Source organism: Micromonospora sp. WMMC273 (assembly GCF_027460285.1).
GTDB lineage: Bacteria > Actinomycetota > Actinomycetes > Mycobacteriales > Micromonosporaceae > Micromonospora > Micromonospora aurantiaca.
In genome coordinates, this window is the sequence record NZ_JAPZBE010000001.1 from 1286156 (window position 1) to 1299635 (window position 13480).

Sequence of the window (13480 nt, forward strand, 5' to 3'; positions counted from 1 at the left end):
CGGCCTCGGCTGTCCTGGCCGGACCCGACGGTGGTCGGCCCCCGGCGCACGGTGGTCGGGCAGAATGCGCCGCCCGCGCTGGACGCGGAGCCGGGGATCAACGGAGAGTAAGCGCAGCGACGCCTCACCCTGCTCACCCACCGGAGCTGCCCGTGACCCACCACTCGGCCCCGCGCCGCCGCCGCATCCTCGCGGTCCTCACCGCCGGCGCCCTCACCGTCGCCGGCCTCTCCCCGGCCACGCCGGCGGCCGCCGCCGCGCCCGGCCACGACAAAGTGGTCCACACCGTCCCCTCGGCCGCCTCGCCCGACGTCCAGGACGGCTCGGTCGACGCGATCCACGACGCCGGTACGAAGATCATCGCGGGCGGCTCCTTCACCCGGGTGCAGAACCGCAACTCCGACGTCGACATCCCCCGGGACTACCTGCTCGCCTTCGACAAGGCCACCGGGCAGGTGGACACCGCGTTCGCGCCCACGCTCGACAACGAGGTGACGGCGGTCGTCGCCGGTCCCACGGCGGGCACGGTCTTCGTGGCCGGCAAGTTCAACACCGTCAACGGCGTGACCCGGCGCAAGGTGGCCCTGCTCGACGTCGCCACCGGGGCGGTCGTCACCAGCTTCGCGCCGCCGGCGTTCAACGGGCTGATCAAGGACATCGCGCTGGTCGGTGACCGGCTGCTGGTCGGCGGCATCTTCACCACGGCCGGCAACCCCAACCCGCGCGGCGGGCTCGCCTCGCTCAACGCCACCACCGGCGCGGTCGACAGCTACCTCACCACCACGCTGACCGAGAACCACAACTGGGACGGCGTCAGCGGCGCCAAGGCCGGCGTGGGCGCGGAGAAGCTCGCCGTCTCCCCGGACGGCACGCAGCTCGTCGTCATCGGCAACTTCAAGAAGGCCGACGGGGTCCTGCACGACCAGATCGTCAAGATCGACCTGGGTGCCACCGCCGCCACCGTCGCGGACTGGAACACGGCCCGCTACACGCCGCGCTGCAAGTGGCAGTCGTTCGACTCGTACGTCCGCGACGTCGCGTTCTCCCCGGACAACAGCTACTTCGTGGTGGTCACCACCGGTGCCCCGTACGGCGGGACGCTCTGCGACACCGCGGCCCGCTGGGAGGCCGCCGCAACCGGCGACAACCTCCAGCCGACCTGGGTCGACTACAGCGGCGGCGACACGTTCCTGTCCGTCGGCATCAGCGAGCAGGCGGTCTACGTCGGCGGTCACCTCCGCTGGCTCAACAACAGCACCGGCGCCGACAACGCCCGGGCCGGTGCGGTCGGCCGGGCCAGCATCGCCGCCCTCGACCCGGTCAACGGCCTGCCGCTGTCCTGGAACCCGGGCCGGCACCCGCGCGGCATCGGCGCCTCGGAGATGCTCGTCACCGAGTCCGGCCTCTGGGTCGGCGGCGACACGCTCTGGATCGGCAACTTCCAGTACCGCCGCGAGCGGATCGCGTTCTTCCCGCTCGCCGGCGGCAAGGCCCCGCACCCGACCAGCACCGCCACGCTGCCCGGCAACGTCTACCAGGCCGGCCTGCCGAAGCCGACGAACGTGCTGTACCGGGTGAACGCCGGCGGCCCGCTGGTCGCCGCCACCGACGGCGGACCGGACTGGGCGGCCGACACCAGCTCCAGCCCCAGCCCGTACCACAACACCGGCAGCTCGACCTCCAGCTTCAACACGGTCGGCAGCCTGGACGCGACGGTGCCGGCCGGCACCCCGGCCGCGCTCTACAGCGACGAGCGGTACGACCCGGCCGGTGGCGCGGAGATGCTCTGGCAGTTCCCCGTGCCCACCGGCACCGAGGTGCACGTGCGGCTCTACCTGGCCAACCGGTACGACGGCACCTCCGCCCCGAACACCCGCGTCTTCGACGTCGCGCTGGACGGCACTGTCGTCCTCGACGACCTGGACCTGTCCGCCGGCGTCGGGCACAACGTGGGCACCATGCGGGAGTTCACGGTGACCAGCGACGGCACCGTCGACATCGAGTTCCGCCACGTCAAGGAGAACCCGCTCGTCGACGCCGTCGAGATCGTCAAGACCGGGCCGCCGCCGACCGGTACCGGCGAGGAGGTGCAGGTCCGCTCGTACGACGGGCTGACCGGCGTCGGTACGCCCAGCCCGGTGGCGAACCCGGACGAGACGGTGTGGTCCGCCACGCGTAACGCGTTCTGGGTCGGCGGGACGCTGTTCTACGGCGCCGAGGGCGCGCTGTGGCGGCGTACGTTCGACGGCACCACGTTCGGCACTCCCGAGCTGGTGGACCCGTACCACGACCCGTACTGGGACACCGTGGTGACCAACTCCGGCCCGGCGGGGCAGACGTACGTCGGCGCGACCACCGGCTTCTACGCCGAGATCCCCAACGTGACCGGCATGTTCTACCGGGACGGGCGCCTCTACTACTCGCTGAGCGGGCAGAACGGCCTGTTCTGGCGCTGGTTCACGCCCGACAGCGGTGTGGTCGGCGCCGACCGGTTCACGGTGGCCGGGGCGAGCGGATTCGCCGACGCGGGCGCGCTGTTCGCGGCCGGCACCACGCTCTACAAGGTGAACCGGAGCACCGGTGACCTGTCCGCCGCCGACTGGACGGGCGCCGCTCCGTCGACGACGTTCACGGTGCGCAGCGGCCCGGCGGTCGACGGTGTCGACTGGCGGGCGAAGGCGGTGTTCGTCGGCCCGTGACGCGGCAGTGCCCGCCGGCCCGGTCCCGCACCCGCGGGGCCGGGCCGGCGGCTTGTTCCGGCCGGCCGGCGATGGCATGATCGACCGGTCAGCCCGAGAGGTGGAAGGGGGTGTGGTCGATGTCCGTCGTGAACCGTCCCGCGCCCCGCGTTCCCCGCTGACGTTCCCACTCCGCCGGGGCGCGCTCCCCACAGGAGGAAGCACAATGAGTGCACAGATCCACTGCGTGACAGTCGAGACCGACGACCCGTACGCCCTGGCCGGCTGGTGGGCCCGCGTGCTGGACCGCCGGCCCGCCGACGACGACCACCCGGGCGACCCGGAGGCGGTCCTCGCCGCACCCGGCGGGCACGGCCCCGACCTGCTGTTCGTCCAGGTGGGCGAGCGGCACGGCAAGGGCGCGTTCCACCTCGACCTGCACCCGGCCGAGGGCACCCGGGACGAGGAGGTGGCGCGGCTGCGCGACCTCGGCGCCACAGTGGTGGCCGACCGGCGCCGACCGGACGGCACCGGTTGGGTGGTGCTGGCCGACCCGGAGGGCAACGAGTTCTGCGTGTGCCGTAGCGCCGCGGAACGGGCTGCGTCCGCCTGATCCGGAAACGACACCGGGCCCCCGCCGTGACGGCGGGGGCCCGGTGCGTGAACCGGTGTCAGTCCTGCTTCTCGATCTCGCCGCGCATCGCCACGAACTCCGACTGGAGCTCGGCCGCGGACTTGAAGTAGACCACCACCATGCCGAGGCTGCCCCGGTCGGCCCAGATGCAGACGGCCACCGGTACGTCCGACGCCTTGCCGTCGGAGCACTTGGCGTCGCCGCCCAGCGGGCCCGCGTCGACCGTCTTGAAGTCCTTGGTGGCCAGGTCCGGGGTGACCGCCGCGGTGGCGTCGGCCAGCTCCTTCTTCGGGTCCGCCATGACGCCGGACACGGCCACGATCATGACCAGGTCCTTCTTGGCCGGGTCGCCGTAGAACGCACCGACGGTGCTGGTCGCGTCCGGCACGTCCTTGCTGAGCTCGGACTTCATCTGCGCCGCGGCGGACTGCAGCTGCGGGTCGGTGACCTTGGCCCGGCCGCCGAGCGTCTGCGGCTCGACCACCCGGGTCTTGGTGGCGGTGACCACCTCGTCGACGGTGTCCTTCGTGGCGAAGTAGGCGGCGACACCGCCGCCGACGCACAGCACCAGGACCACGGCGAGGACGATCAGCAGGACCTTGCCGACGCCGGACTTCTTCTTCGGCGGGACCGGCGCACCGAGCTGGCCACCGTACTGCGGCTGCTGCGGAGTCTGCGGGTAGTCACCGCCGTACTGCGGCTGCTGCGGCGGCTGGAAGCCACCGGGCTGTTGCTGGGGGGAGGGGTAGTTGCCGGAGTAGGGACTGGACGGCGGCTGGGACATGTAGGCAGCTCCTGTGAGAAAACTGGACGCGTGATCGTAGCCAGCACCACCGACAACCCGCTGTCCCGCCCAAGGGCGACGACCGAAAACTGCGACCTGCCCGTGACCTGGGCCGCAGACGCCGATCGCGGTGGCCGGACCGTCCGGAACGGACAGCCCGACCACCGCGATCGATGCGTTGCGGTCGCCTCAGCGCAGGCTTGCCACGCCGCGCGGCAGGAACCGCTTGCCGGTCACCCGCTCGGAGGTGCCGGTCCGGTCCAGGTACGGCGTGACGCCGCCCAGGTGGAACGGCCAGCCGGCGCCGAGGATCATGCACAGGTCGATGTCCTGCGCCTCGGCGACGACGCCCTCGTCGAGCATGAGCCGGATCTCCTGCGCCAGCGCGTCCAGCGCGTTCTGCCGGACCTGCTCGGCGGTGAGCGGCTCGTCGCCGACCACGAGCAGCTTCGCCACCTCGTCGTTGATCTGGTCGTCGACCACGATCGGCTGGCCCGAGTCGGCGATCCGCTTGAGGTTCTCGCTGACGCCGAACCGGTCCGGGAACGCCTCGTGCAGGGTGCCGCCGACGTGGTACGCCACGGCCGGCCCGACGAGCTGGAGCAGCGCCAGCGGACGCATCGGCAGGCCCAGCGGGTCCAGCGCGCTGTTCGCCACGTCCAGCGGGGTGCCCTGGTCGACGGCGGCGAACACGGTGCCGAGGAAGCGGGTCAGCAGCCGGTTCACCACGAACGCCGGAGCGTCCTTGACCAGCACCGACGACTTCTTGAGCTGCTTGCCGACAGCGAACGCGGTGGCCAGCGTGGCGTCGTCGGTCCGCTCACCGCGGACGATCTCCAGCAGCGGCAGCACCGCGACCGGGTTGAAGAAGTGGAAGCCGACCACCCGCTCCGGGTGCTCCAGCTCGGCGGCCATCTCGGTGATGGACAGCGAGCTGGTGTTGGTGGCGAGCACCGCCTCCGGCTTGACGATCTTCTCCAGCTCGGCCCAGACCTGCTTCTTGACGCCCAGGTCCTCGAACACGGCCTCGATGACGAAGTCGGCGTCGGCGAAGACGGACTTGTCGACCGAGCCGGACACCAGGCCGTACAGCTTGGCGGCGGTGCCCTTGTCCATCCGGCCCTTGCTCACGGCCTTCTCGATCTGGGTGTGCACGTAGCCGACGCCCTTGTCCACCCGGGACTGGTCCAGGTCGGTCATCACGACCGGCACCTGCAGCCGCCGGGCGAACAGCAGCGCGAGCTGGCTGGCCATCAGGCCGGCACCGACGATGCCGACCTTGGTGACCGGGCGGGCCAGGCCCTTGTCCGGCGCGCCGGCCGGGCGCTTGGCCCGCCGCTGCACCAGGTCGAAGGCGTACAGGCCGCTGCGCAGCTCCTCGGAGAAGACCAGGTCCGCGAGGGCCTCGTTCTCCGCCGCGGTGCCGGTGGCGAAGTCGGCGTCCTTCGCCGTCTCCAGCAGATCCAGCGCCTTGTACGCGGACGGGACCGCGCCGTGCAGCCGCTGGTCGAGGGTCTGCCGGGCGAAGTAGAGCACGCCCGCCCACATGTCCTTGTCGACCTCGGGCCGGGTCACGGCGACCTCGCCCCGGACGACGCCGGCGGCCCACTCCAGCGACCGCTCCAGGAAGTCGGCCGGCTCCAGCAGCACGTCCGCGATGCCCATCTCGGCCGCCTGCTTCGGCTTGAGCATCTTGTTCTGCATCAGCGGGTTCTGGATGATGACCTGCGTCGCGGCCGGGATGCCGATCAGGTTCGGCAGCAGCTGCGTACCGCCCCAGCCCGGGATCAGGCCGAGCGAGACCTCGGGTAGCGCGAGGGCCGCCGCTCCCGCCGACAGGGTCCGGTAGTGGCAGTGCAGCGCCAGCTCCAGGCCGCCGCCCATCGCCGCGCCGTTGACGAACGCGAAGGTGGGGACGGCGCTGTCCTTGAGCCGGGCGAAGACCCGGTGGCCCAGCCGGCCGATCTCCAGCGCCTGGTCGCGGTTCTCCAGCGCGGGCAGGCCGACGATGTCCGCGCCCACGCAGAAGATGTACGGCTTGCCGGTGACCGCGATGAACGCCGGCTCCGCCGCGAGCGCGGCGGTGATCGCCTCGTCCAGGCTGGTCAGACCGGCCGGGCCGAAGGTGTTCGGCTTGGTGTGGTCGAAGCCGTTGTCCAGGGTGATGAGGGCGGCGGGCCGGTCCAGCCCGGGTACGGCCACCTGGCGCAGCAGCGCCTTGGTGACGACCTCGTTCGGTGCGGCGAGGCTCACTTGTCTCCACCCTCCCAGTGCGGGTTCTCCCAGATCACGGTGCCGCCCATGCCGATGCCGATGCACATGGCGGTGAGGCCGTAGCGGACCTCGGGGTGCTCGGCGAACTGGCGGGCGAGCTGGGTCATCAGCCGGACGCCGGAGGACGCGAGCGGGTGACCGATGGCGATCGCACCGCCCCACGGGTTGACCCGCGGGTCGTCGTCGGCGATGCCGAAGTGGTCGAGGAAGGCGAGGACCTGCACCGCGAACGCCTCGTTCAGCTCGAACAGGCCGATGTCGTCGATGCTCAGGCCGGCGATGCGCAGCGCCTTCTCGGTCGACGGGATCGGGCCGACGCCCATCACCTCGGGCTCGACGCCGACGAAGCCGAACGACACCAGGCGCATGCCGACCGGCAGACCCAGCTCGCGGGCGGTGTCCTCGGCCACCAGCAGTGCGGCGGTGGCGCCGTCGTTCAGGCCGGCCGCGTTACCCGCGGTGACCTTGCCGTGCGGCCGGAACGGGGTCTTCAGGCCGGCCAGCTTCTCCATCGAGGTGTCGCGGGGCGCCTCGTCCACGGTGGCCAGGCCCCAGCCCGCCTCCGGGTCGCGGGTCGCCACCGGCACCAGGTCGCCCTGGAGCTTGCCGTTGGCGTACGCCTTCGCGGTCTTCTGCTGCGACGCCAGCGCGAACGCGTCGGTGCGCTCCTTGGTGATGTGCGGGACGCGGTCGTGCAGGTTCTCCGCGGTGGAGCCCATCACCAGGGCGGACGGGTCGACGAGCTTCTCCGCGACGATGCGCGGGTTGGGGTCGACGCCCTCGCCCATCGGGTGGCGGCCCATGTGCTCGACGCCGCCGGCGATCGCGACGTCGTACGCGCCCACGGCGATGCCACTGGCCACTGTGGTGACGGCGGTCATCGCGCCGGCGCACATCCGGTCGATGGCGAAGCCGGGCACGGTCTTGGGCAGGCCGGCCAGCAGGGCGGCGGTGCGGCCGATGGTCAGGCCCTGGTCACCGATCTGGGTGGTGGCGGCGATGGCCACCTCCTCCACCTTCTCCGGCGGCAGTTGCGGGTTGCGGCGCATCAGCTCGCGGATGCAGCGGATCGCCAGATCGTCGGCGCGGGTGTTGGCGTACATCCCACCCGCCTTGCCGAACGGGGTACGGACGCCGTCGACGAAGACGACATCCCGGACTTCACGGGGCACTTGGAGCCTCCCTCGGCACGGGCATTTCCCCGGATGCTACTCGCCAGTAACCAAACGTGGCACCACCCCCCGCGTGGCCCACCTCACACCTGCCACCGACGTTACTGCTGGGGGGTGCGCAGCGCCTCGGTAAGAGCGGGCAGCAGCAGACCGATCTGCCACTCGCGGGCGCCGAACCCGCGCAGCGTCTCCGCGACCGTGTCGTCGGTGATCTCCGCGGGCGGCTGCCACGCGAGCCGGCGGATCGAGTCCGGCGCGATCAGGTTCTCCGCCGGCAGGCGGTGCGCCCCGGCGGTGCCGACCACCACCTCCCGGGCGCGGGCCAGCCGCCCGGCCGCCACCGGGTCGCGTTCGGCCCACCGGTGCGGCGGAGGCGGCCCCTCCACCGCCGGGCTCACCGGCAGCGCGTCGTCCGGCAGCTGGCGCGCGTCGTCCAGCGCCGCCAGCCAGGTACGCGCCAGCCGGCGCACCGACCGCCCACCGAACCCGGGGAGCGTCAGCAGCGTCTTCTCGTCCTTCGGGTCCAGTTCGGCGGCGGCCACGATGGCCGAGTCGGGCAGCACCCGGCCCGGCGCGGCGTCCCGGCGGGAGGCGATCTGGTCCCGCGCGTACCAGAGGGAACGCACCCGGGCCTGGGCGCGCGCGCCGCGTACCCGGTGGATGCCGGACGTGCGTCGCCACGGCTCGGCGCGCACGCGCGGCGGACGGGCGCCGTTGCGCACCAGCGCGTCGAACTCCTCCGCCGCCCAGCCGGACTTGCCCTGCCGCTGCAACTCCTCGTCCAGCGCGTCGCGCAGGTCCACCAGCAGTTCCACGTCCAGCGCCGCGTACGTCAGCCAGGACTCCGGCAGCGGCCGGCTGGACCAGTCGGCGGCGGAGTGGTGCTTCTCCAGGCTGAACCCGAGCAGCTGTTCGGTCAGCGCGGCCAGGCCGACCCGCTCGAATCCGGCCAGCCGGGCGGCCAGTTCGGTGTCGAACAACCGGCGCGGGCGCAGCCCCACCTCGGCCAGGCAGGCGAGATCCTGGCTGGCCGCGTGCAGCACCCACTCGGTCTCGGCGATCGCCGCGTCCAGGGCGGACAGGTCGGGCAGCGGCAGCGGGTCGATGAGCGCGGTGCCGGCGCCGCCGCGGCGCAGCTGCACCAGGTAGGCGCGCTGGCTGTAGCGGTAGCCGGAGGCACGTTCGGCATCGAGGGCCACCGGGCCGGTGCCGGACGCGAAGCGGGCCACCACCTCGTCCAACTCGGCGGGTGTGGCCACCGGGGCGGGCGTGCCGTCGCGCGGCGCGGTGAGGGGGACGGCCGCGCCCGTGTCGGTCTCGGTCCCCGCGTCCGCCGGCTCCGGCAGGGCCGACGTCGGAGGGGCGGACGCCTCTCCGGTACGGCTTTCGGCGGCCCGACGGCGCAGGGGTGGTTCGTCGGTCACCTGACAACCCTAGTAGGCCGGACGATCCGGTGTGCGCAGCCGGTCCGGCGCGTGTCGGCGCGATGGCCGTCGGGTGACCGGAAAGGTGCGGGTTGCGGGGCCGTGAGAGGGTCGGACAAGGGGGAAGACAAAGCCCGTTCCCGCCGGTACGGTCCATCGAGCCGCGAACGGCGTACGGGTGCCGCAGCGGGTCGGGGGGCGTCGGCGAGGCCGACGGGGAGGACGGGCGAGCATGACAGGCGGGTACGGAACCGGCGACGACGTGCCGGGGCAGGGCGGCGAACCGGCAGCCGACCGGCCGGGACCGCTGCCGCCGCGTTTCGCCCCGCCCGCCGGTTCGGCAGCGGTGCCGGGGTCGTTCCCCGGTGGATCCGAGTGGTCCGGCAGCCCCGGCTACCCGGCGCGGGCCGCCGTCCAGCCGCCCGCCGTCCAGCCGCCCGCCGTCCAGCCGCCCGCCGGCTACCCGAACCGCCCGGACCAGGCCGGGACGCCGCAGGCGACGCCCTACGCGGCCTCGTCCGGCGTCGCGACCCCGCCCGCCACGACCCCGCCCGCCACGACCCAGCCGTCCTACGGCTCCGCGCCGGCCCAGCCGTCGTCCTTCGGCTCCGTACCGGCGCAGACCTCCCGGCCCGCCGCCCCGGCGTACCCGGGACAGCCGGCCGCCTCGCCGTCGTATCCGGGCCGGCCGGTCTCCGCGTCACCGTCCTATCCGGGCGGGCCGGGCTCGTCGTCGTACCCGGACCGGACGCCCGCCGCACCGCCGTACCCGGGCCCGTCCGGCAGCGGCCCGTCGTATCCCGGCCAGCCCGTGTCCGCGCCCGCCTACCCGGGGCAGCCGGTGTCGGCGCCGTCCCAGCCCGGCTCCGCGTACCCCGGTCAGCCGGCCCCTGTCAGCGGCCCGGCCGGCTTCGGCGCTCAGCCGGCGCGGCGCAGCCGGGTGGCCGTGGTGGCGCTGGCCCTGGCCGCGGTGCTGGCGGTGGTCACCGGCGTGCAGGCGTACCAGATCTACCGGCTCGACGACCGGCTCGCCGCCGCCGACAAGCGGATGGCCGAGGGGCAGGGCGCGGACGCCGACCGGCTCGAGGGCCTGGAGCAGCGCGCCGGCAGCCTGGAGAAGCAGGCCGACGCGGCCTTCAACCCGGAGGCGGTGGCCAGCGCGGTCCTGCCGAGCGTGTTCCGGGTGCGGGCCGGGCAGTTCACCGGTACCGCGTTCGCCGTCGGCAAGCCCCCGTCGGGCGGCGGCACCACTCTGCTGACGAACTTCCACGTGGTCGAGTCGGTCTTCACCGCCGGTGAGCGCAAGGTGTTCCTGGAGCGCAAGGACCAGCGGTTCGAGGCGACGATCATCGCCACCGACAAGGACAAGGACCTGGCGCAGCTGCAGACCAGCGCCAAGTTCACCGGACTGGTCGCGGCCCGCGCCCCGGTGCGGTCCGGCCAGCAGATCATCGTGGTCGGCGCGCCGCTCGGATTGCAGGACAGCGTCACCACGGGCGTGGTCAGCGCGTTCCGCGAGGACGAGCGCGGCGGAGGTCCGGTGATCCAGTTCGACGCGCCGATCAACCCGGGCAACTCCGGCGGCCCGGTGATCAACGGCTCGAAGGAGGTCGTCGGCATCGCCACGGCCAAGGCCCGCAACGCCGAGGGCATCGGGCTGGCGGTGCCGATCAAGACCGCCTGCGACCGGTTCCGGCTCTGCTGACGGCGGCCACACCGGCCCCGCCGCACCGCATCGACCCCGGCCCGTCGGGCCACCCCGCGGGGGACCAGCACATCTGGAGGAACGACATGTCCTACCCACCGGCCGGGGGCGACAACCCGCCCCCGGCGCCGGGGGGCACGGTCTACGGCAACCCGTACGGCAGCCGGCCCGCGCCCCAGCAGTACGACCCGAACCAGCCCGCGCCGACCCTGCACCAGCCCGCCGCGCCCGACGGCGCCCCCGGGTACGGCGGATACCAGCCCACCGCGCCGGGACAGCCGGGCTACTCGCCCGGCGCCGCCCCGGTGCCCCCGCCGGCGCAGCCGATGTCGGCGCCGCCGGTGTCCGTCCCGCCGGTCTCCGCCCCCGGTTACGCGCAGCCGATGTCGGTCCCGCCGGCGTCCGCTCCGCCGGTGTCCGGCCCCGGCTTCGCGCCGCCGCCGATGTCCGGGCCGCCCGGCCCGTACGGCCCGCCGGCCGCCGCGCCGGCGACCGGCGGCGGCCGGAAGTGGGCCGCGCTGGTGCTCGGCCTCGTGGCCGCGTTGCTGTTCGTCTTCGGCGGCGTGATGACGTTCCTGTACGTCTCCACGAACGGCGAGCTGGACAAGTCCCGGCAGACGGTCAGCCAGCGTGACGGCACGATCTCGGCGAACCAGCAGGAGATCGAGAAGCTCAAGGGTGAGCTGAAGACGGTCCAGGAGCGGCTGTCGGACACCCAGCAGGACCTGACCGGCACCAAGAACGACAGGGACGAGCAGGCCCGGCAGAAGAAGGTCATCGCGAGCTGCCTGGACAAGCTGACCACCGCCATCGCGGCGGCGTCGCGCGGCGACCGGGCCGGCTTCGAGGCGGCCAACAAGGGCCTGGACAAGGTCTGCGACGAGGCCGAGAACTACCTCTGACCGCGTCCGTCCGAAGGCCGCCCCGGCTCGCCCGGGGCGGCCTTCGCGCATCGGGCGTCAGCGGCGGAGCCGGCCGGGCGGCGTAGAGGGTACGACGGTCAGGCGGCGCCCGCCGAGCGGCGGGTGGGCAGCGCGGTGACACCGGGCGGCGGCAGGCCGGCCGTGGAGGCCAGCAGCGTGCACCAGCCGAGCAGGTGCGGACCGAGGTCGGCGCGCAGCGGCGTCCACGAGGCGCGGATCTCGATGTCCCCGGCGGCGGGCGGCCCGGCCAGCTCACCGAACCGGGTGGAGAGCGTCTGGGTGACGGTGCCGCCGATCGCCCGGTGCCCGGCGCCCTGCGCGTCGAGCGCGTCGGTCAGCCAGGTCCAGCCGACGCCCGGCAGCAGCGGGTCGCTGGCCAGGTCGACCTCCAGTTCGGCGGTGACGTACGTGACCAGGCGCAGCGTGCCCTGCCACGCCTCGTGCCCGGCCGGGTCGTGCAGCAGGATCAGCCGGCCGGTGGCCACCTCGTCGTCGTCGCGCATCACGGCGGCGGAGAGCGCGAACGCGTACGGGGCCAGCCGCTGCGGCGCGCCGACCTCCTCCAGGACGATCTCCGGGCGGGGTGTCACCGATCGCAGCCCCGCGACCGCGCGAGCGAACGTTTCCGGGAGCGCGATCGGGGGGGCCATGCGGGCAGCCTATGCCGCGCTCACCGCACGGCGCGCGACGGCACGCCGGGTGATCGACGGTTGAGGGCCTTCCTTCTACGTCACAAATGCGGACGGTGAGCGCGGGCGCGCGCCGGGGGCGTGGCACGATGGCCGCGATGACCACCGACACCACGGGCACTGCCGCCCGAGACGGAGAACCCCGCCGCGGCGGGCCGGCCGACTCGCCCTTCGTCCGCGCCTGCCGGCGCGAGCCGGGCCCGCACACCCCGGTCTGGTTCATGCGCCAGGCCGGCCGGTCGCTGCCGGAGTACCGGGAGATCCGGGCCAACGTGCCGATGCTGGAGTCCTGCCGCCGGCCCGAGCTGGTCACCGAGATCACGCTGCAGCCGGTGCGCCGGCACGGCGTGGACGCGGCGATCCTGTTCAGCGACATCGTGGTGCCGGTCGCCGCGGCCGGCGTCGACCTGGACATCGTGCCCGGCACCGGCCCGGTGGTGGCCGAGCCGGTCCGGACCGCCGCCGACGTGGAGCGGATCAGCCCGATCGGCCGCGACGACGTGTCGTACGTGGACGAGGCGGTCCGCCGGCTCGTCGTCGAGCTGGGCGACACCCCGCTGATCGGCTTCGCCGGCGCCCCGTTCACGCTCGCCAGCTACCTGGTCGAGGGCGGGCCGTCGCGGACCCACGCCAAGACCAAGGCGCTGATGTACGGCGACCCGGACCTGTGGCACGCGCTGTGCGCGCGGCTGGCCGAGGTGACGCTGGCGTTCCTCCAGGTGCAGGTCGACGCCGGGGTCTCCGCGGTGCAGCTGTTCGACTCGTGGGCCGGCGCGCTCTCCGAGGCCGACTACCGCCGTTTCGTGCTGCCGCACTCGACGTACGTGCTGGGCGGGCTCGCCGACTCCGGCGTGCCGCGGATCCACTTCGGGGTGGGCACCGGCGAGCTGCTCGGCGCGATGGGCGAGGCCGGGGCCGACGTGGTGGGCGTGGACTGGCGTACGCCGCTGGACGTCGCCACCGGCCGGATCGGGCCGGACAAGGCGGTGCAGGGCAACCTCGACCCGACGGTGCTGCTCGCCCCCTGGCCGGCGGTGGAGACCGAGGTGCGGCGCATCGTCGAGCAGGGCCGGGCCGCTCCCGGCCACGTGTTCAACCTCGGTCACGGCGTCCTGCCGGAGACCGACCCCGAGGTGCTGACCCGGGTGGTCGCGCTGGTGCACGAGCTGACCGCGCGACCGGAGCGCTAGGAGGAGA

At 73.7% G+C, this 13480-nt stretch carries 10 protein-coding genes; 5 read left to right on the forward strand and 5 right to left on the reverse strand.

Features of this window, described 5'->3' with window-relative positions:
• Positions 1-152 precede the first annotated feature (152 nt).
• Positions 153-2699, forward strand: a complete 2547-nt coding sequence (locus O7611_RS06200) for a malectin domain-containing carbohydrate-binding protein (protein ID WP_269696358.1) — start codon at positions 153-155, stop codon at positions 2697-2699.
• Between the two features lie 205 nt (positions 2700-2904).
• Entirely contained in the window at positions 2905-3291 is a 387-nt protein-coding gene (locus O7611_RS06205; RefSeq protein WP_269696359.1) for a VOC family protein, read from the forward strand.
• Between the two features lie 58 nt (positions 3292-3349).
• On the opposite strand, the gene O7611_RS06210 is transcribed toward O7611_RS06205, so the two are convergent.
• The 4 genes from O7611_RS06210 to O7611_RS06225 all read right to left on the reverse strand — a co-directional run bounded on the left by O7611_RS06210 (position 3350) and on the right by O7611_RS06225 (position 8966).
• Positions 3350-4096 (reverse strand): hypothetical protein, encoded by a 747-nt coding sequence (locus tag O7611_RS06210; protein ID WP_135238961.1) that lies wholly within the window; start codon positions 4094-4096, stop codon positions 3350-3352.
• Positions 4097-4285: 189 nt separating this feature from the next.
• On the reverse strand, positions 4286-6349 hold the full coding sequence (locus O7611_RS06215; RefSeq protein ID WP_269696360.1) for a 3-hydroxyacyl-CoA dehydrogenase NAD-binding domain-containing protein: 2064 nt from the start codon (positions 6347-6349) through the stop codon (positions 4286-4288).
• Positions 6346-7542 carry a thiolase family protein gene (locus O7611_RS06220; protein ID WP_269696361.1) on the reverse strand — a complete coding sequence of 399 codons (1197 nt, stop codon included), beginning with the start codon at positions 7540-7542 and terminating at the stop codon, positions 6346-6348. The genes O7611_RS06215 and O7611_RS06220 overlap by 4 nt, the downstream gene beginning before the upstream one ends.
• 101 nt (positions 7543-7643) lie before the next feature.
• Positions 7644-8966 (reverse strand): ribonuclease D, encoded by a 1323-nt coding sequence (locus O7611_RS06225; protein ID WP_269696362.1) that lies wholly within the window; start codon positions 8964-8966, stop codon positions 7644-7646.
• A 232-nt stretch (positions 8967-9198) separates the two neighbouring features.
• Here O7611_RS06225 and O7611_RS06230 point away from each other — a divergent pair, with 232 nt between their 5' ends.
• On the forward strand, positions 9199-10671 hold the full coding sequence (locus O7611_RS06230) for a S1C family serine protease (RefSeq protein ID WP_269696363.1): 1473 nt from the start codon (positions 9199-9201) through the stop codon (positions 10669-10671).
• An 86-nt stretch (positions 10672-10757) separates the two neighbouring features.
• Positions 10758-11573 carry a hypothetical protein gene (locus tag O7611_RS06235; RefSeq protein ID WP_269696364.1) on the forward strand — a complete coding sequence of 272 codons (816 nt, stop codon included), beginning with the start codon at positions 10758-10760 and terminating at the stop codon, positions 11571-11573.
• Positions 11574-11671: 98 nt separating this feature from the next.
• Here the strand turns inward: O7611_RS06235 and O7611_RS06240 are convergent, their stop codons facing one another.
• Complete coding sequence (locus O7611_RS06240) at positions 11672-12244, reverse strand: DUF3000 domain-containing protein (protein ID WP_269696365.1); 573 nt, start codon at positions 12242-12244, stop codon at positions 11672-11674.
• A 128-nt stretch (positions 12245-12372) separates the two neighbouring features.
• On the opposite strand from O7611_RS06240, the gene hemE reads away from it, so the two are divergent.
• On the forward strand, positions 12373-13473 hold the full coding sequence (gene hemE / locus O7611_RS06245; protein ID WP_194803022.1) for a uroporphyrinogen decarboxylase: 1101 nt from the start codon (positions 12373-12375) through the stop codon (positions 13471-13473).
• Positions 13474-13480: the final 7 nt, after the last annotated feature.